At 43.6% G+C, this 19,717-nt stretch carries 17 protein-coding genes; 10 read left to right on the forward strand and 7 right to left on the reverse strand.

Features of this window, described 5'->3' with window-relative positions:
- Positions 1 to 118: 118 nt before the first annotated feature.
- Complete coding sequence (locus tag BDE36_RS20505; protein WP_141816315.1) at positions 119 to 610, reverse strand: D-glycero-alpha-D-manno-heptose-1,7-bisphosphate 7-phosphatase; 492 nt, start codon at positions 608 to 610, stop codon at positions 119 to 121.
- 312 nt (positions 611 to 922) lie between these two features.
- Between BDE36_RS20505 and BDE36_RS20510 the strand changes: the two genes are divergently transcribed.
- The 3 genes from BDE36_RS20510 (at position 923) to BDE36_RS20520 (ending at position 6,784) form a co-directional block, all read left to right on the forward strand.
- Positions 923 to 2,977, forward strand: coding sequence for an OPT family oligopeptide transporter (locus tag BDE36_RS20510; RefSeq protein WP_141816316.1), 2,055 nt, complete (start codon positions 923 to 925; stop codon positions 2,975 to 2,977).
- A 109-nt stretch (positions 2,978 to 3,086) separates the two neighbouring features.
- Positions 3,087 to 6,023 (forward strand): M16 family metallopeptidase, encoded by a 2,937-nt coding sequence (locus BDE36_RS20515; RefSeq protein WP_141816317.1) that lies wholly within the window; start codon positions 3,087 to 3,089, stop codon positions 6,021 to 6,023.
- A gap of 272 nt (positions 6,024 to 6,295) precedes the next feature.
- On the forward strand, positions 6,296 to 6,784 hold the full coding sequence (locus BDE36_RS20520; protein WP_128771276.1) for a hypothetical protein: 489 nt from the start codon (positions 6,296 to 6,298) through the stop codon (positions 6,782 to 6,784).
- Between the two features lie 36 nt (positions 6,785 to 6,820).
- Here BDE36_RS20520 and BDE36_RS20525 read toward each other — a convergent pair whose 3' ends face one another.
- From BDE36_RS20525 to BDE36_RS20540, 4 genes are all read right to left on the reverse strand, one after another.
- Positions 6,821 to 7,006, reverse strand: coding sequence for a CsbD family protein (locus tag BDE36_RS20525; protein ID WP_141816318.1), 186 nt, complete (start codon positions 7,004 to 7,006; stop codon positions 6,821 to 6,823).
- Between the two features lie 108 nt (positions 7,007 to 7,114).
- Positions 7,115 to 9,034 carry an acetate--CoA ligase gene (gene acs, locus BDE36_RS20530; RefSeq protein ID WP_141816319.1) on the reverse strand — a complete coding sequence of 640 codons (1,920 nt, stop codon included), beginning with the start codon at positions 9,032 to 9,034 and terminating at the stop codon, positions 7,115 to 7,117.
- Between the two features lie 185 nt (positions 9,035 to 9,219).
- Positions 9,220 to 9,447 (reverse strand): DUF6814 family protein, encoded by a 228-nt coding sequence (locus BDE36_RS20535; protein WP_141816320.1) that lies wholly within the window; start codon positions 9,445 to 9,447, stop codon positions 9,220 to 9,222.
- A complete protein-coding gene (locus BDE36_RS20540) occupies positions 9,444 to 10,979 on the reverse strand; it encodes an MFS transporter (RefSeq protein ID WP_141816321.1) in 1,536 nt (511 codons plus the stop codon). The genes BDE36_RS20535 and BDE36_RS20540 overlap by 4 nt, the downstream gene beginning before the upstream one ends.
- Before the next feature lie 227 nt (positions 10,980 to 11,206).
- Here BDE36_RS20540 and rpmB point away from each other — a divergent pair, with 227 nt between their 5' ends.
- The 7 genes from rpmB (at position 11,207) to BDE36_RS20575 (ending at position 16,983) form a co-directional block, all read left to right on the forward strand.
- The gene (gene rpmB, locus BDE36_RS20545) at positions 11,207 to 11,440 is read left to right on the forward strand and encodes a 50S ribosomal protein L28 (protein ID WP_128771271.1); all 234 of its coding nucleotides are present in this window, start codon (positions 11,207 to 11,209) and stop codon (positions 11,438 to 11,440) included.
- Between the two features lie 23 nt (positions 11,441 to 11,463).
- Positions 11,464 to 11,646 (forward strand): 50S ribosomal protein L33, encoded by a 183-nt coding sequence (rpmG, locus tag BDE36_RS20550; protein ID WP_128771270.1) that lies wholly within the window; start codon positions 11,464 to 11,466, stop codon positions 11,644 to 11,646.
- A 31-nt stretch (positions 11,647 to 11,677) separates the two neighbouring features.
- Positions 11,678 to 11,845 carry a DUF4295 domain-containing protein gene (locus tag BDE36_RS20555; protein ID WP_128771269.1) on the forward strand — a complete coding sequence of 56 codons (168 nt, stop codon included), beginning with the start codon at positions 11,678 to 11,680 and terminating at the stop codon, positions 11,843 to 11,845.
- 105 nt (positions 11,846 to 11,950) lie between these two features.
- Positions 11,951 to 12,913 carry a signal recognition particle-docking protein FtsY gene (gene ftsY, locus BDE36_RS20560; RefSeq protein WP_128771268.1) on the forward strand — a complete coding sequence of 321 codons (963 nt, stop codon included), beginning with the start codon at positions 11,951 to 11,953 and terminating at the stop codon, positions 12,911 to 12,913.
- Positions 12,914 to 12,919: 6 nt separating this feature from the next.
- Positions 12,920 to 14,245 carry a 30S ribosomal protein S12 methylthiotransferase RimO gene (rimO, locus tag BDE36_RS20565; RefSeq protein WP_141816322.1) on the forward strand — a complete coding sequence of 442 codons (1,326 nt, stop codon included), beginning with the start codon at positions 12,920 to 12,922 and terminating at the stop codon, positions 14,243 to 14,245.
- Between the two features lie 48 nt (positions 14,246 to 14,293).
- Positions 14,294 to 15,901: a bacillithiol biosynthesis cysteine-adding enzyme BshC gene (gene bshC, locus BDE36_RS20570; protein WP_141816323.1), complete on the forward strand. Its 1,608-nt coding sequence runs from the start codon at positions 14,294 to 14,296 to the stop codon at positions 15,899 to 15,901.
- A 2-nt stretch (positions 15,902 to 15,903) separates the two neighbouring features.
- On the forward strand, positions 15,904 to 16,983 hold the full coding sequence (locus BDE36_RS20575; protein ID WP_141816324.1) for an Ldh family oxidoreductase: 1,080 nt from the start codon (positions 15,904 to 15,906) through the stop codon (positions 16,981 to 16,983).
- Positions 16,984 to 16,993: 10 nt separating this feature from the next.
- Here BDE36_RS20575 and BDE36_RS20580 read toward each other — a convergent pair whose 3' ends face one another.
- Together BDE36_RS20580 and lepB are read right to left on the reverse strand one after the other, a co-directional pair.
- Entirely contained in the window at positions 16,994 to 18,244 is a 1,251-nt protein-coding gene (locus BDE36_RS20580) for an acyloxyacyl hydrolase (protein WP_141816325.1), read from the reverse strand.
- A gap of 25 nt (positions 18,245 to 18,269) precedes the next feature.
- Complete coding sequence (gene lepB / locus BDE36_RS20585) at positions 18,270 to 19,712, reverse strand: signal peptidase I (RefSeq protein ID WP_141816326.1); 1,443 nt, start codon at positions 19,710 to 19,712, stop codon at positions 18,270 to 18,272.
- Positions 19,713 to 19,717 lie beyond the last annotated feature (5 nt).

Here is a 19,717-nt window from a genome sequence, read left to right on the forward strand (position 1 = left end):
GCTTTTTTTTAGAATCAGTCTTCAGGCGATTCATCTCCCGCAAACTTCCATATATTACAGACTATAGCTCCGCGTGCCAAGTTCGAAACTCTGAACCTTCAACTCTCAACCCTGTACCTCAATCAATCAGATGCAACACCTCTCCTATCGGCTGATCTGATTTTATCAGGATACCTTTAAGCCCCGCAGCTTCGCCCGCTATCATGTCGCGCTCGTTATCGCCAATGAAATAAGATTTAGAAACGTCTACATCGAAACGCGCCATGGCTTTCTCGAGCATCAGCGAGCCGGGTTTCCGGCATAAGCATTTGCCGTTATAATCCGGATGATGCCTGCAATAATAGATATCCGAGATATGTATTCCATTCGCTTCGTAAGTCTCTAAAAGCCTTGCATGCATTTTTCCCAATGTTTCTTCACTGTACCATCCTTTCGCTACACCGCCCTGGTTGGTAATAACCGCCAGCAGATATCCCCTGTCCTGGAGCTCCTTCAATGGCTTGAAGTTGTGTTCCAGAATATGAAAATCATCCAGATTACATACATAGTCCCCCAATTCTTTATTCAATACGCCATCACGGTCCAGAAAAACAGCTTTATTCTTTTTCATTGCTGCAAACTTACGAAACAGGTGTCAAGATATTATAGTATCGTATCAAGATATTAGTATCAAGTATCAAGATAAGGGTGCCGGGCATAGAAAATCCTCAGGTTTGTAAGAGCCTTTGAAACAAAATCCAGTTTTAGCTTCTGTATTCAGATTATCACAGTCCAATAGTTGTAAAGTTCTTCTCTAAATTCCTACTTTAGTACAAATTTTTCACATTCTGATGTTTTGGCACCTGATACTAGAATAAAATCTTTACCACATCTTGATACTAATATCTTGATACTGTACTAAAACATTCCACATTAAAATAACATGGCAGAAATTAAACCAGAAAAAGAATTTAAGCCTTACATCTCTGCAGGAGAAAGGGTAGCAGAATTTACAGTAAAATCTATTTTACTAGGCGCGCTATTTGGCGTTATCTTTGGCGCAGCCACCGTTTACCTTGCGCTCAAAGCCGGCTTAACAGTCTCCGCCTCCATCCCTGTAGCTGTTCTCGCAATTTCCATTGGGAGGAAGTTTTTCAAAACTACCATCCTCGAAAACAATATTATACAAACGACAGGGTCGGCAGGTGAATCCATTGCAGCAGGTGTGGTCTTTACTTTACCGGGCTTCCTGTTCCTTTCGGCCGGAAGTAATGGCGAAGGCTTTTTTTCCTACTGGCCAATTTTTATTCTTGCTGCCTTAGGAGGAATATTGGGTACCCTGATGATGGTTCCTCTCCGACGTTCACTCATCGTCGACGAGCACGGAACGCTTCCATACCCTGAAGGTACGGCCTGCGCTTCTGTACTCATAGCGGGCGAAAAAGGTGGCGACTTTGCGAAGACAGCCTACATGGGGCTCGGCTTTGCTTTCTTGTACGCCATCCTGCAAAAGATCTTTCATCTTATTGCCGAAACCCCCGCATGGGTCACCAGCCAGACAAACCGCTTTTTCCCTTCTGCTACTGTAAATGGGGAAATCACTCCAGAATACATGGGGGTAGGTTATATCATAGGACCGCGAATTGCGGGCGTACTCGTGGCGGGCGGTGTATTAGCCTGGCTCGGATTAATTCCCCTGCTGGCCTCTCTGGTACCGCAGGACACGACGGCCCTGCAGCTTGTTAAGCTCGGTTACCTTAAAGATCTGGCAACGGCAGGCGGATCAGGTGACTGGAACCCTGTAACTCATACCTTCGGCGACTACGCCACAGCGATTTATCGGGCGTACATCCGCCAGATAGGTGCGGGCGCAGTAGCGGCAGGAGGATTTATTACGCTTATTAAAACCATCCCAACGATTATATCCTCTTTCAAATCAAGTCTCGGTTCTATCAAAACCACCGGAGAAGTGCAGGTTACCAAGCGTACAGAAGACGATCTGTCGTTTAAGCTGGTAATTTTTGGCAGCATCGCTTTAGTGGTCCTGATGGCCGTTCTTCCTCAAATACCAGGAGACTCTGTTGTGAATAAGCTTCTCATTGGCGTACTGGTGGTTGTCTTCGGCTTTTTCTTTGTAACAGTGTCCAGCCGTATTGTGGGGATTATCGGCTCCAGCTCCAACCCAATATCCGGTATGACTATTGCTACTTTGATGGGTACTTGCCTGGTGTTTATCAGCGTTGGCTGGACAGGTAAAGTATTCGAACCAATGGCACTCGTGGTAGGCGGCATGATTTGTATTGCAGCTGCCAATGCAGGAGCTACCTCTCAGGATCTTAAAACAGGTTATATTGTAGGAGCTACCCCTAAATACCAGCAGATCGCGCTATTTATAGGCGCAATTGTTTCTGCGGTCATTATTGGAGTAACACTTTCTATACTCGATCGTCCTACCGCCGCCATGCAGGCGCAGGGAATAACGCATGCTATCGGAACAGACGCCTATCCGGCGCCACAAGGTACGCTAATGGCAACCCTGATTAAGGGATTGCTTTCATTTAACCTCGACTGGCAGTTTGTACTCGTTGGTGTGTTCCTTGCTATAACCATGGAGCTTTGCGGTGTAAAATCGCTTTCATTTGCAGTAGGGGCCTACCTTCCGTTATCCACAACTCTCCCGATATTCGCAGGTGGAGCAATTAAAGGCCTGGTAGATATCCGTAACAAAAAGAAAGGGATCCACGAGGATGATGAATTAGGCAGAGGCAGTCTGTTCTCAACCGGTTTAGTAGCCGGCGGAGCGCTGATGGGGGTAATTTATGCCTTCTTCATGGCTTTTGAATCGACAGCAGGCCCGGTAGGGAAACTAAATATAGAGCACTTCCTCACTAATAGCCTGGGCGAGGGAGGCTATCAGCTACTCGGTTTCATGTTCTTTGTAATTATGGGACTTGTTCTGTATCGCGTAGCTGTAACAGGAAAGAAAACAGAAATATGATAAATATATATGGCGGGCTGACAACCAAAGTCAGCCTGTTCTATATTATACACGACTTTATGCTTTCTGCTTTAGTCATTCAACTCACAACACATAATTCTCAACGCATATGTCAAAATTTAAGTTAATCATTGTCTTCATACTAGGGGCAGCAGGTATAAGCAACGCACAGGTAGCTTCTAAAAATTATTTGTGGAAAGAAGCCACATCCGCCGGCTATACCTATAAGTATGTAAGTAACGACCCTACTAATTCGCGGTTTTATACACTAAAAAACGGACTTACAGTTATACTCAGCCCGACAAACAAACAACCGCGCATTCAAACCTATATCGCTGTTAAAGCCGGCAGCAAAACCGATCCTGCAGATCATACCGGACTTGCTCATTATCTTGAGCATATGATGTTTAAGGGTACCGACAAATATGGTTCTCTAGACTGGAGTAAAGAAAAACCGTTACTCGACAAGATCGACAGTCTTTACGAACAGTATAATTCGACAAAAGACGAGACCAGACGTAAGGATATTTATAAAGAGATAGATAAAGTTTCGGGGGACGCAGCGAAGTTTGCCATTGCAAATGAATATGACAAAATGCTGTCCTCTATGGGGGCACAGGGTACAAACGCCTTTACTTCCTTTGAACAGACCGTCTACACTGAAGACATTCCAACAAGTGCAATCGACAAGTTCCTGACTGTTCAAGCAGAACGTTTCCGCTACCCCGCTTTCCGAATTTTTCACACAGAACTGGAAGCGGTATACGAAGAAAAGAACCGCGGACTGGATAATGACTCGAGAAAGGTTTTTGAAGCTATGTTCGCCGCCTTGTTCCCTAACAACAACTATGGTAAACAAACAACCATCGGGACCATCGAGCATCTTAAAAACCCATCACTAAAGGCAATAAGAGATTACTATAACACGTATTATGTGCCAAACAATATGGGCGTCATAATGTCTGGAGACTTCAACCCTGACGAAATGGTCAAAAAGATCGATCAGAGCTTTGCTTACATGCAATCCAAAACGGTGCCTCCATATACTTTTGGTCCTGAAAAACCAATCACCACTCCAATAGCAAAAGAAGTATTTGGACCAACACCGGAAAGCATCATGATAGGATACCGCTTTCCCGGTGCATCTACCGAAGATGCTCAATTGCTTAACCTGGTTGGCGAAATTCTTACAAATGGCAAGGCCGGACTTTTTGATTTGAACCTTACCAAGAAGCAGAAAATGTTAAGTGCCGGTGCCTTCTCTTATGTATTGAAGGATTACAGCACGCTGATACTACAAGGCAACCCCATCAAGGGACAGTCGCTCGACCAGGTTAAAATGCTGATGCTGGCAGAAATTGAAAAACTAAAAAAAGGCGAGTTTGACAGCGACCTGATCATCTCCATTGTGAATAATCTCAAGAAGAATGTGCTGGAAGAGAACCAGAACTATAGCTCACGCGCCGGCAATCTGATGGATGCTTTTACGACAGGGATTGACTGGAGCACCCGTGTAGCTACAGCCGATAAGCTCTCTAAAATAACAAAGAAACAAATAGTCGACTTTGCGAATAAATATCTTGCAGAGAACTATGTAATTGTATACAAGCGTCAGGGCGAAGATAAAAATATCCTGAAAGTCGAAAAACCTCCTATTACCGCGGTTGAAGTAAACAGAGAATCACAGTCGCCTTTCCTGCAAACAGTTGCTGCAATCCCGTCCAATGCCATTGTGCCTGTTTGGACTGACTTCAGTAAAGACATTGAAAGGTCAAAGTCGGGAGCATTTGACGTATTGTCTGTCCAGAACAAAGAAAATAGCATCTTTAAATTGTATTACAGATACGATATGGGAAGCTGGAACAATAAACTTCTCCCGATTGCAGCTGAATACCTTCAATACCTTGGCACAGATAAACAAAGCTCTGAAGATATAAGTAAAGAATTCTACAAGCTCGCAGCCTCGTTTAGGATCAACACCTCCAACGACCAAACCACAGTAAGCATTACCGGGTTACAGGAGAACTTTGACAAAACTGTTAGCCTTTATGAGAACCTGATTGCTAATTGTAAACCGGATACTGCCGCCTTAAACGGATTAAAGCAGAGACTAAAGAAATCACGCGAGAATGCAAAGCTGAATAAAGCTGCCATTATGCAAGGATTGGTAAACTATGCGCAATACGGTGCAAATAACCCTTTCAATAATGTGTTATCCGATGCTGAACTTGATGCTCTTACAGCCGACCAATTGATCGCAGTCCTGAGGAACATCGGGAAATATGAACACACCATTTTATACTATGGGCCAAAAACCGGACAGCAAATAGCGTCGACATTAAAACCGCTTCACAAGAGTCCCGCCACGTTTATGGAAATCCCGGCACAACAGAGCTTTAAAAAAGTAGATCAGGACAAGAATCAGGTTCTTTTTGCCGACTACGACATGGTGCAGGCTGAAATCCAATGGGTTCGTAATGCCACTACTTATAACGCTTCTGTAACTCCCACCATTGAATTGTTTAACAATTATTTTGGAGGCGGAATGAGCACTATTGTGTTTCAAACGATTAGGGAATCGAAGGCCCTGGCCTATTCAACCTACGCGTTTTATAACACACCGCAGAAAAAGGACGACCGGTATACCATGATTGCTTACGTTGGGACCCAGGCTGACAAACTCAATGAAGCCATTGGCGGCATGAACGAACTGCTTACCAGTATGCCCGAATCAGAGAAGGTGTTTACAGTAGCGAAAGACAACATCCGCAAGTCTCTTGAAACAGAACGTATAACTGACGATGCAATCCTTTTCAGCTACCTCAATGCGCAGCGCAAAGGACTGGATTATGATATCCGTAAAAACGTTTATGAATCTGCCAACACTCTCGGGTTTGGCGATATCAGAAGCTTTTTCGACGCGGAGCTTAAGAATAAGCCCTATACTTATTGTATAGTAGCTTCTGAAAAACGCGTCAAAGAAGATGATCTGAAAAAATATGGTGAGCTTACCAAGCTTAACCTTCAACAGATCTTTGGATATTAAAGTAGTGGGTTGTAGGTTGTGGGTTGCAGGTTACAGGTTATGCGTTTTAAGTAGTAAGTTATACGTTGTTAGTTGACTTATAACTTACTACTTATAACTGATTGCCTCAAAAGATACATATTACTCACGACTTACAACCTACAACCTACAACCTACAACTTACAACTTACTACTTAAAACTCACACCCTACAACCTACAGCTCAAATGCATGTTTAAACGCTTGATAATCATCTCGTTTTTTAGTTGATTTGTTCAATAAACTAATTATCACATGAAAAGAATACCAGTTTTATTCCTCGCCGGGCTGCTCATGCTCGCAGCCTGCGATCAGAAGGGAAAAGTACCAAAATCACAATCAGATTTCGTAATGAGGTTAAAAAGGGCGCAGGACACTGTAACTCTTTTTCAACACCAGAAAGAACTTCAAACGCGTATCATTACCAACATGGGCAAGTACGTGGCCAATAACATGAATTTTACTGACTGGGCTTTCAAAGTGGAGGGTGTAAACGGAGAAACCGTGGACCTGAAGGTTCCTGCACCTACTGATACGACCGGTTACAACGTGCGGTTTGCAATGCTTGTACCAGAAGGTGATGCTAAACTGCAAGGTCAGGTATCTAAACTAAAAGTTGGAGATCTGATAAAAGCAGATGGTGAACTTGCAATGAAAACGGCTGATGGAAAAATTTCCATGAATGAATATTTCCAATCAGACTCAGCTAAATTCATCAAAATTATTCCGAAACAGCTAAAATAACGCTTATAAAAAAAGCGGCTTTAAAAGCCGCTTTTTTTATAAGCCCCGTAGCCATTCGACTACTTCGTCACGGGTTTTCCCTGTTTTTTGCTGCAAACGACCATAAAGCTCATCTTCCCGGCCTTCTTCATACGTCAAATCATCATCGGTAAGATCACCATATGCTTGCTTAACTTTACCTTTGAGCTCGTTCCAGCTTCCTTTTAATTCCAGCTTGTCCATAGTAGATTTTTTTGTTTAGTTATAAGAATATAACACTACCCGAACTATTTTGTTTAGAATTCAGACAGTATCACTACTTGTCAACTTGAGGTATTACAGACCAGCAGCTTAGATCTTACTAAGAGCCCCTTCTCTAATTTCCTCTACTACTCCTGGGTCAAGGAGCGTACTCGTATCACCAAGATTGGAAGTATCACCCTCTGCAATCTTCCTTAAGATTCGCCGCATAATCTTTCCGGAGCGTGTTTTAGGCAGACCAGACACAAACTGAATCTTGTCGGGTTTAGCAATAGCGCCGATCAGGCGTGTTACCGTTTTCAGTATATCTTTCTGAACGAGGTCGACCTCATTATGTAGAGAAGAACCTAAAATCACGTAAGCGTAGATACCCTGCCCTTTAATTGAATGAGGATACCCTACAACAGCACTTTCTACCACGTCAGCATGCATATTAATTGCATTCTCCACTTCTGCTGTGCCTATGCGGTGTCCCGAAACATTCAATACATCATCCACCCTGCCGGTGATGCGGTAATACCCGTCTTCATCACGAAGGCAGCCATCGCCTGTAAAGTACATGTCTTGATAGGCAGAAAAGTAGGTCTGCCGGCAACGCTCATGGTCGCCATAAGTTGTTCGTAACATCCCCGGCCATGGGAATTTGACGCATAAATTCCCGCTCACGCCGTTGCCCTCTATCTCATTTCCGTTCTCGTCAACCAAACAAGGTTGAATGCCCGGCAAGGGCAAGGTAGCATACCCCGGTTTGGTAGGGGTTATCCCTGCAATCGGAGAGATCATCAATCCACCTGTTTCCGTTTGCCACCAGGTATCGGCAATAGGGCATTTCCCCTTACCGATCTTATCATGAAACCAGTGCCATGCTTCCTCATTTATAGGCTCTCCTACCGAACCTAACTTTTTAAGTGAACTTAGGTCTTTTCCTTGTATCGGCTCGTCGCCAAAACTCATTAACGATCGGATAGCAGTAGGTGCGGTATACAGTATATTGACATTAAACTTATCTATGATTTGCCAGAAACGATCGGGTCCCGGCCAGGTTGGCACACCTTCGAACATAAGAGTCGTGGCGCCCTGTGAAAGAGGACCATATACGATATAACTATGCCCTGTTATCCATCCAATATCAGCAGTACAGAAGTAAACCTCACCCGGCTCGTATTGAAATACATTAGCAAAAGTATACCCTGTATAAACCATATATCCCCCGCAGGTATGTACCACTCCTTTTGGTTTTCCGGTAGAGCCCGAAGTGTACAAAACGAATAATACATCCTCTGCATCCATTTCTTCCGCCGGACATTCCGGGTTCCCCTGCGTTTCCACCTTCTTAATCTCGTCTTCCCACCATACATCACGGCCTTTAATCATCGACACCGGAGTACGGCTCCGGGTTAATACAATTACTCTGTTGACACTCCTGCATTGCACCAGAGCATCATCGATGACCTCTTTTAAGGGAATATCCTTTACTCCGCGAAAGCCTCCGTCGGCAGTTATCACAACAGAGCATTGCGCATCATTAATCCGGTCGGCAATTGATTGAGCAGAAAATCCCCCAAAAATAACAGAGTGTATGGCGCCGATACGGGCGCAGGCCAGCACCGCAATCGCCAGCTCTGGCACCATCGGCAAATACAGGCAAACCCTGTCGCCCTTTTTTACCCCATTGTTCTTGAGTACATTCGCAAACTGGCATACCTTATCGTGAAGCTGAGTATACGTAAGAACGCGATGTGCTTCTTCTGGATCATTAGATTCCCATATAATAGCAGGTGTATCACCGTTCTTTTCAAGATGGCGGTCGAGGCAATTTTCTGTAATATTAAGTTTCGCCCCCTCAAACCATTTCACATCAGGATCGCTGAAATTCCATCGAAGCACAGTATCCCACTTTTTTCGCCAGTAAAAGCTGTCAGCGATCTCAGCCCAAAACTTTTCGGGTTCTGCTACACTGTAATCATACACTTCCCTGTAGTTTTCAAATGAAGAAATCTTTAAATTCATAGTATATATATCAGTAATTGTTGTATTTATGAGCTATAGCCATTGTCAATTGGCAAACTAGCTTTTCATTTCATGAGCTATCAGGATTCATCCATCAGCTCTCAGTTTCTCCCTTTAAGCTTCAGCTCTTTTAATCTCCCTTGTCAACTGGCCATTGTCAACTGTCCATTGTCAACTGTCAACTGTCAATTGTCAACCGCCCCGTACTCCCCTTTCCAGGCATAATAGCCAAACAGGATGAAGCCAACGATGATGGGAATAAAAATAACGATTATAACGCTCCAGAAAACGTAATCTTCTGGCGTGGCCACGCCAGAGCTTAAAACCGCCAAAGCCTTATACGAAAGAAAGACTGCAAGCAAGACACCACCGCAAACCCATATTATTCCAAGATATTTTTTCAACGTATTCATTCGGCAGCATTTAAAGTATAATCAGTTCTTTTGTTAATATAAATCAGGCCTATTACAAAGCACACGGCAGCAACCCCGATAGGATACCATAAACCATCGAAAGGCGTTGCACCTGGCAGCGAGGTAAGGCTGATAGCGATAAAAGGAGTTAATCCTCCAAAAACACCGTTTCCGATATGATAAGGAAGTGACATAGAGGTATACCTTATATTAGTTGGGAACAACTCGACCAGGAAAGCAGCTATCGGCCCATAAACCATCGTGACAAAAAGTACCTGAATGGTAATGAGCAGCACCAGTATCCAGAAAGAGCTCATGGGAAGCACCACTTCCTTCCGGTGGTCCGAAGAAACTTCGTGACCCGTAGCATTCTGGACACTGGTAGCTACCTCGTTTAATACCGTTCCATCACTATACATATTGGACGCAGTTTTAACTATCACCGTCTCCCCTCCTTCTCCCTTTTGAGTTTCGGTATTAAACGCCTTAGCCGCCGGTAACTCTGTTTTCAAACTGAGATCAGATAGAGAATACATCTGCTTATATATTGGCCGGTAAAGAACGATGCCTAATAACATTCCTGCAAGCATAATGTTCTTCCGCCCTATCCGATCAGACCAGCCACCAAAAACAATGAAGAAGGGAGTGGCTATAAGAAGTCCTAAAGCGATAATATAGTTTGATTGTACGAACTCAATGTTCATTGTTTTCTGAATGAAGGAAAGCGCGTAGAATTGGCCCGTATACCAGATAACGCCCTGACCTGCTGTTGCACCAAACAGGGCAAGCAAAACCATTTTAAGATTTTTCTTCTTTCCAAAGGATTCCTTCAATGGGTTCTTCACCACCTTGCCTTCAGCCTTGATCTTTTTGAATAAAGGCGATTCATGCATCTTCATTCGAATAACGATAGACACCACTACCAGCACCGCTGAAAGGAGGAATGGGATACGCCATCCCCACTGATTAAAGGACGTAATGTCGACAGCATAGCGGGTGAGAAGAATAACTCCCAGCGATAAAAATAAGCCTAATGTTGCTGTTGTTTGAATAAAGCTGGTATAAAAGCCTCTCCGGCTAGCAGGCGCATGTTCTGCCACATAAGTAGCAGCTCCTCCATATTCACCACCAAGTGCCAGACCCTGTACGAGGCGAAGGAGAAGTACCAGTATAGGGGCAGCATAGCCAATCACATCGAAACCCGGTATCAAACCGATAGCGAAAGTAGAGCCACCCATCAGCACGAGAGTTAGCAAAAAAGTATATTTTCTGCCTACCAAATCGCCTAAGCGTCCAAAAACCAGCGCTCCGAACGGGCGAACAATAAAGCCTGCCGCAAACGTAGCAAGTGTAGAAAGGAAAGCTGCAGTGGGATTACCATGCGGAAAAAACTGATAGGAAAGAATAGTGGCCAGACTTCCAAAAATATAGAAATCATACCACTCAATAAGGGTCCCAACCGACGAAGCGCCTATCACACTCCATAAGTTGTTTTTTCCTGCTGCCCCATCAGGATTGTCAACGTTCTGCATATTTTAATTGATTAGCTGTAAATGCCGCCTTTAAATTAAAAATATTTCTTCAATGAACAGAAAAAAACAAAAATAATCCGTGCTTTAGCAGAATTTGGAGATAAGAACCACGCCAACAATTTTCATTCAATAAATTAATTACAAACCCTTGTGGTTTTAATTTTTTCTTCTGATATTTGCAAACTCTTTAAGAGACTGATTTTTACAAAAAGATACACAACATAGTCATGTCGAGAATTTGTGATTTAACAGGAAAAATGCCGATGAATGGCCATAACGTTTCTAACTCAAACGTAAAGACCAAGCGCAAGTTTTATCCTAACCTGCAAGTAAAGAAGTTTTACATCCCTGAAGAAGGCCGGTGGATTACGCTGAAAGTTTCAACATCAGCTATCAAAACCATTAATAAAAACGGTATCAGCGCTGTAATTAATAAGTTCCTTAAAAAAGGATACATTTAATTAACGAATAAAAAAAACAGAAAATGGCTAAGAAAGGTAACAGAGTTCAGGTAATTTTAGAATGTACTGAGCACAAAGGAACCGGAGTACCTGGGATGTCCCGTTATATCACTAACAAAAATAAAAAGAACACTACTGAGCGTTTGGAACTTAAAAAGTACAATCCATTCCTTAAGAAAGTAACTGTTCATAAAGAAATTAAATAATTAAGGTCTATACCTTTTAAAATATAAAGAGATGGCAAAGAAAGTAGTTGCAACCCTTAAGACCGGTAAAGGTAAAGAGTACTCAAAAGTGATAACTATGGTTAAATCTGCAAAAACCGGCGCTTACACTTTTAAAGAAATTATTGCACATAACGACCACGTTAAAGACGCTATTACTGAAGCAAAGAACGCACAGTAATTATATTGCTTTAAAAATACCAAAGAGCCGTCCCGATTCACATCAGGAGGGCTTTTTTTGTATGAACAGCTAATTACTCTATCTTCGTTTACAAAGCACAATCAAATGGGATTATTCGATTTTTTCAAAAAGAAAGAAGCTCCAAAGGAAGAGATTGAAGCTCTTGACAAAGGTTTGGAAAAAACCAAAGAGGGCTTGTTTTCCAAAATAACCAAAGCCGTAATCGGCAAATCTACCGTAGATGATGAAGTGCTGGATGAGCTGGAAGAAATCCTTGTTACCTCTGATGTTGGCGTTTCTACTACATTAAAGATTATTGAGCGTATCCAGGAAAGGGTGGCTAAAGATAAGTACTTCGGAACTTCGGAGCTGAATTCACTCTTAAAAGAAGAGATCCAGAAGCTGCTTGCTGAAAATAACAGCAGCGATTTTGAAAACTTCGAATATGGCCAGCATAAGCCTTATGTAATTATGGTGGTTGGGGTAAACGGTGTAGGAAAAACCACTACTATCGGTAAACTGGCGCATAAACTGAAACAGGCAGGCAACAAGGTGGTGCTTGGCGCCGCCGATACCTTCAGGGCGGCAGCGGTTGACCAGCTAAAACTATGGGGTGAGCGTGTCGACGTGCGCGTTGTCGCTCAGGCTATGGGTTCAGATCCGGCCTCTGTTGCTTTCGACACGCTGCAGTCGGCTGTCTCTAACGGCGAGGACGTGGCAATTATAGATACGGCCGGGCGTTTACATAATAAGGTAGCTTTAATGAATGAGCTCACTAAGATCAAAAATGTAATGCAGAAGGTTGTTCCCGGCGCCCCTCATGAGATTCTGCTGGTACTGGATGCTTCTACAGGACAGAACGCCATTGAGCAGTGCAAACAGTTCACTCAGGCCACTGATGTAAATGCACTTGCTTTAACTAAGCTGGATGGCACGGCAAAGGGAGGCGTCGTGATTGGCATATCCGACCAGTTCAAGATCCCTGTAAAATACATCGGGGTTGGCGAAGGAATGAATGATCTGCAACTATTCGACAGACAAGAGTTCGTGAATTCGCTATTTAAATAATATTCAATGCAGACTAAAAAAACAAGACCGGTAGTATCACCCCGCGTGAACGTGATCACTCTTGGATGCTCCAAGAACGTATACGACTCGGAGGTGCTGATGGGACAGCTTCAGGGTAATCAGATCAGTGTGGTACATGAAGCGGATAAAGTGGGAAAGGATGATATTATCGTCATTAATACCTGCGGATTTATTGATAATGCAAAGCAGGAGTCTATAGACACCATTTTGCAATACAGCGAGCTGAAGGAGCAGGGTAAAGTAGGGAAAGTGATCGTTACGGGCTGCCTTTCAGAACGGTACAAGCCTGAGCTTCAGGCTGAGATAACGAACGTCGATGCTTACTTCGGCACTAACGACCTGCAAAACATACTCTCCTCGTTAGGCGCGGATTACAAATACGAACTTATAGGAGAACGGTTACTTACCACACCCTCTCACTTTGCATATTTCAAAATTGCCGAGGGCTGCAATCGGCCCTGTTCTTTTTGCGCCATTCCGCTGATGCGAGGGAAACACGTTTCGAAGTCAATCGAAGATCTTGTTGCCGAGGCAAAAGGACTTGCGAGAAACGGGACAAAAGAATTAATCCTGATTGCCCAGGACCTGACTTATTACGGGCTGGATCTGTATGGCAGGAGAAACCTTGATGAGCTGCTCCGCCATCTCTCAGACGTGCAGGGTATCGAATGGATCAGACTTCAGTATGCTTATCCTTCGGGTTTCCCTATGGAGGTTCTTGATGTGATGAACGAACGCGATAATATTTGTAAATATCTCGACATGCCGCTTCAGCATATTAGCGATAACATGTTGAAATCGATGCGCCGCGGGATCTCAAAACAGAAAACCATTGATCTGGTAAATGCTATTCGAGATAAGGTTCCTGACATTGCCATGCGGACTACCTTAATCTGTGGCTATCCGGGAGAAACAGAAGCAGACTTCGAAGAAATGAAAGAATGGGTTGAAGAAACCAGGTTCGATCGCTTAGGCTGCTTCACCTACTCGCATGAAGAAAAAACGCATGCACATACACTGGTGGACGACGTACCCCAAGAGGTGAAGGAACAACGTGTAGAAGACATTATGGAGATCCAGCAGGGCATTTCACTCGAAAAGAACATAGAAAAGGTAGGAAAAACTTTCCGCGTGCTGATCGACAAGAAAGAAGGCGAGTACTTCGTAGGTCGTACCGAATTCGACTCTCCGGAGGTGGATAATGAGGTTCTACTGCATGCATCTACGAACTACGCCACCGAAGGCAGCTTCGTTCAGGCAAAAATAGTACGCGCAGAAGACTTCGATTTATATGGACAGATTGTAAAATAAAGATTGCAGAAAGGGGAATTGAATAAATTCCCCTATTTTCGCATCGCGATGAAAGCAACGTACATCGATTATAGCGAAACCAATAGTTTTTCATCCACGGCACTCAGCTACCTGTCCCGTGATCCTAAACTTCGCCCATTCATATTTGATTTTCCCTCTGTAGAAAACTTCGGGAAGCTGATAAAATCAAAGACGGTAACTGCCAACAGGGAAGTTCTGGTGAAGGTGCTGAAAAGGCAGTATTCGGTTTTGGAAGCTGAAAGTGACGAGTTGAAAGCTAAAAATCTGGTTTTATCAAACATAGAACTGCTTTCACAGCCTAATACTTATACAATCACTACGGGGCATCAGCTCAATATATTCACGGGGCCTCTGTATTTTATTTATAAAATTGTTACGGCAATAAATCTTGCCAGAGAATTAAAACAATCCTATCCCGAAAAGAACTTCGTTCCCGTTTACTGGATGGCAACAGAAGATCATGACTTCGCTGAAATCAATCATATCAGCCTCCATGGTAAACCAATAGTCTGGGAGCAGGATAATCGTGGGGCCACTGGGCGATTACCTACTTCAACGATTGCTTCGGCTGTAAAGGCTTTCCAGAACTTATTAGGTATTTCAAAAAATTCCGAAAAGCTTTCCACGCTGATAGAAGAGGCTTACATTAACCACTCTCATCTGGCTGATGCAACCCGTCATCTTGTAAACGGCCTTTTTGCAGAGCATGGTCTTGTTATTGTAGATGCAGATAATCACGAGCTTAAAAAGCAGTTTGCTGGTATTATTACAGAGGATATTCTGAATAAGAATAGCTCCCGTATCATAGGTCAGACGAGCAAAAACCTCGAAGATGCAGGCTTCTCTACGCAGGTAAATGCCAGGGAGATTAATTTCTTCTATATGGCGGATGGTTTACGCGAGCGTATTATCGAAGAAAACGGCGTATTCTCGGTTCTCAACACCGACATCCGGTTCACAGAAGAGCAAATCAAGGAAGAGATAACCCTCTATCCCGAAAGGTTCAGTCCCAACGTTATTATGCGGCCACTGTATCAGGAAGTGATACTCCCCAATCTCGCTTATATAGGTGGAGGCGCCGAAATTGTATACTGGCTGCAGCTAAAAGATAACTTTGACTTTTACAAAGCAGGGTTCCCTCTCCTGCTCCTTAGAAACTCTGCTCTGATCACTGACGAATCTTTTAGTGGGAAACTATGCAGGCTTCATATCAAACTTAAAGACCTTTTTAAAAACACTGAAACTCTTCAAAAAGAGTGGGTCCTTACTCACTCTCAACATACTTTGACTCTGGCCAGCGAAAAGAGCGAATTCGAGGCAATATTTCAAAAGATAAAACTGAGGGCCTACAAAATAGACCCTACGCTGGCACCCAGTGCCGAAGCGGTAAATGCCAGACTAAAAAAGGCGCTTGGTAATCTTGAACAAAAGCTGGTCAAGGCCGAAAAAAAGAATCATGAAGGCGCTTTGTCGCAGATTGAAAGTCTCAGAAGTAAATATTTTCCGGGAGGAGGACTGCAGGAAAGATCTGAGAATTTCGGAATTTTTTATGTAAAATATGGAGATCAGTTTATATCCGAACTAATCAGGCACTTTAAACCGCTTGATTTTAAATTTACTATTCTCGAACCTTAATTATGAGTTCATTACTTTTTCAGGAAAATACATTAAGAACATTCACAGAATGTATTTTCAAAGCTATAGGCTGCCCCGAAAAGGACGCTGTGCTGGCAGCTGACGTTTTACTTTCTTCCGACCTTAGAGGTATCGATTCACATGGTGTTGCTCGTTTAAGCGGCTACGTCCGCCTCTGGGAAAAGCAACGTATTAATACCAATCCCAATATTACGATTGTACACGAAACAGCTACCACAGCAACCGTAGACGGCGACAGCGGTCTCGGGTTGGTAGTCGCCCCTTTTGCCATGAACCTGGCAATGGAAAAAGCTGAAAAGTATGGCTCTGGCTGGGTGTCAGTTAGAAATTCAAATCATTTTGGCATTGCCGGATATCATGCGATGCAAGCCGTAAAAAAGGATATGGTAGGCTTTGCTATGACAAATGCGAGCCCTTTGGTAGCTCCTACGTACACAACAGAGCGCTTGTTGGGTACTAATCCGATGTGTTACGCTTTTCCTGCAGGCAACTATCCGCCTGTCGTTGTTGACATGGCGACCGCAGCAGCAGCTAACGGGAAACTGGAGATAGCCCAACGGGCCCAAAAGCCTGTACCAGCGGGCTGGGTCCAAACGAGTGCAGGAGAATCGACCATAGACCCCCATGCTTTAAAGACCGGAGGATCCCTCCTGCCGCTTGGTAGCGACCGCGATCATGGAAGTCACAAAGGCTTCGGGTTAAGCGCTACTGTCGATATACTTACAGCAGTACTCTCCGGAGCAAATTACGGTCCCTGGGTTCCACCCTTTGTTGCATTTCTCGACCCCTTACCTGACCTTCCTGGCAAAGGAATAGGCCATTTCGTTGGAGCCATGCGCGTTGACGGCTTCCGGCCGGTTGACGAGTTCAAGCAAAATATGGACCGCTGGATCGAGCGCTTCAAAGCCGCCAAACCAATTTCTGAAGACTGCCCTGTAATTATTCCCGGCGAGCCTGAACTGGAAGCCGAAAAGCTCAGAAAGGCGAACGGAATTCCACTGACAGAAGCGGTTGTAAAAGACTTGAGGGCACTTGGCGAGAAGCTCGGTTGCGGGTTGTAGCTTTAATTCATCAATCCTGATGAAGCAACCTTGGCGTTCTGTTATGAAATCTATATCCTAAGCCTAGCATAAGATAATTAGGCTCGTGGAAATCCTTCATATTATAACCTATATGGAGAAATGCACTACGCGTTGCCATCACCTTCAGGGCCAGAGACTGGTAGGTGCCGCGAAGATCGCCTCCTTTGTGCAGTAAATTAGCACCTATTCCTATGCCGATAGTAAAAACAGGCATGACATATTCGACCCTTCCAGAACCACCCAAAGCAATCTGGCGATCGATCTCCGGTTTAAAGAATTCCTGTTTCGTGCCCATGATATAATCTTCTGTATAAACGTTTGCACTACCGTCGTATATGGCATCCAGAGAAAGCCCTGCACGGAACCGGTAGCCAAAATTATACATCGGAGCAAAGTATGCTCCAACCACCGGATATTTAAGAGGAGACGGCACCTGTATAAGATCAAACGCGACCCCTTTTCTACGCCAGGAACCAAAGACAACCAGATCATAACTGATATGACGCGGAAACCGAGTAAACACTGCATCTCCCGGCCGACTCTCAATGGAAGCTTTACGTCTTCCAAAATCATAAGCAAGTCCCATTTTCAGTCCGGTCATATTTAAACCTGAATTTGGGAACTCCGTATTTCCATTGGAGAAATGAGTAACATCGATTCCTGTCATCAAATTTATGTTGTTCATAAGGTTCCACTTCAGGAAGACACCAAAATTCATATAGGCGTTAACCTTGGAGCCAATGATAATATTGTTTGGATTATCCATGTAGTCATATGGCTTCCATCCGTTTGACAATCCAAAATTCCATTCGTAATCAAGCGATACAAAGGAAGTTAATTTCGCAACTCTCGACCTTTGAAACAAGTATGCTGCAACAGGGCTTCCCAATTCTCTGCTATTTCTAAAGTCGAAAAAAGTTAACCCTACACCCTGATAGGTATCGGAATAGACCTCGCTGCCTAACGAGCCTTTAGGCAGGCTAAAGGAATATTTTAAATGCCCGGAGAATGAGTCACCAAGCGATTTTCGTTCATTGTTGTACTTGTCGAGAAAGGGTGCTGAAGGAAAAACGTAAGCAGACCGGAAATCTATTTCTACGTTATGTACGAATGACCGTGAATCATCTGTCAATAATACTGGTTCATTTTCTTTAATGTCAACGGGCGCAGTCTGCGAAAAGCCATCGACAGAAAAGATAAATAAGGCAGAAATTATAATGAACAGTACTTGAACCTTCATTTTGAAATCCGAACCTGCAACTCCTCTAGTGTATGCCCATAAAAAGCCGGTTCCATCTGATCTTACCTAAGAAAGAGCCGTTGGTATCCCAGCTCATCCATACAAAGAGAGCTTTACCGACGATATGATCTTCGGGTACGAAGCCCCAGAACCGTGAATCGAGCGAGTTATCGCGGTTATCACCCATCATCCAGAAGTAGTCCATTTTGAAAGTGTAGGTATTGGCGGGCTTGCCATTAATGATCAGCTGATGGCCATTTTGCTCTACTTTATTGTGTTCGTATACTTCTATAGCCCTTTTATAGATCGCTATGTTAGTACTATCGAGTTTCACTGTCCATCCTTTCTTAGGAACTATAATTGGTCCGAAGTTATCAAGGTTCCAGTGAAAGGCAGGATCTTTAGGATAAATGTCGGCTTCGGGCTCATTAGGGCCTTTGATCATAGGCTTCACTTCCTTCACGTTTGCCCATCCCTTTATTTCTTCAGCCTGGGCATGTGTCATGTTGAAATAATACTGATCTTCAGAAGCTCGCTGTGCCTCTATATTCATATCTTGCAAAGTCTGAGGATTAAAGTCAGTACCGTCAGACTTTACGACGTAGTATTTTTGCGAGAACTCAGGTTTTTCAGAAAGTTTTCCATTTACATACACATTTGCATTGATGATACGAAGGGTATCCCCGCCTATAGCGATGCATCGTTTAATATAATTCTCTCTTTTATCAACCGGCCGGCTTAAAGGAGCGTCGGCATCCATAGGATAGTTAAACACAACAACATCCCTTCGTTCGATCTTTTCCAAACCAGGAAGGCGATGATAGTCTAACTCAATACCGTCCCAATAAGCTTTTGTGCCTATCAAAGGCATTGTATGGTGAGCAAAGGGGAAAGCAACAGGTGTCATAGGAATACGCGGTCCGTAATTCACCTTACTTACAAACAGGAAATCGCCGATTAAAAGGGATTTCTCCATCGAGCCCGTAGGAATGGTATAAGCTTCTAAAAGAAAACTTCTGATGAGCGTAGCCGCAACTACAGCAAAGATGATTGCATCAGCCCATTCGCGACTTGTTGACTTCTTATAAGGATACTTCTTTTTGAACTCGTCAGTTGCTGAAGCACCTAAATACCGGATATTTTTATCAAAACCCCAAAGAGGAAATACGATAAACGACAGCAAAACGGCGCCTGCATGTTGAAGAAAAGTAAATTTACCATAGCACTTTACAAAATCAATCCTAACCCCAATGATCATTATAATATTGATCACAGGAATGAAGTACCAGATCATCCACCATGCAGGTCGGCCAGAAAGCTTAATCATGATGTAAATGCAGTAGCCGGGGATCACGGCTTCCCAACCTGGCCTTCCGGCCTTCTCAAAAAGCTTCCATAACCCAATGACACGAAGTATGGTAATCGGTAAGAGTATAAGTAAAATGCCTAAATAATTCGCTAGTTCCATTAGTT

Origin of the sequence: Arcticibacter tournemirensis (assembly GCF_006716645.1) — a bacterium.
Lineage (GTDB): Bacteria > Bacteroidota > Bacteroidia > Sphingobacteriales > Sphingobacteriaceae > Arcticibacter > Arcticibacter tournemirensis.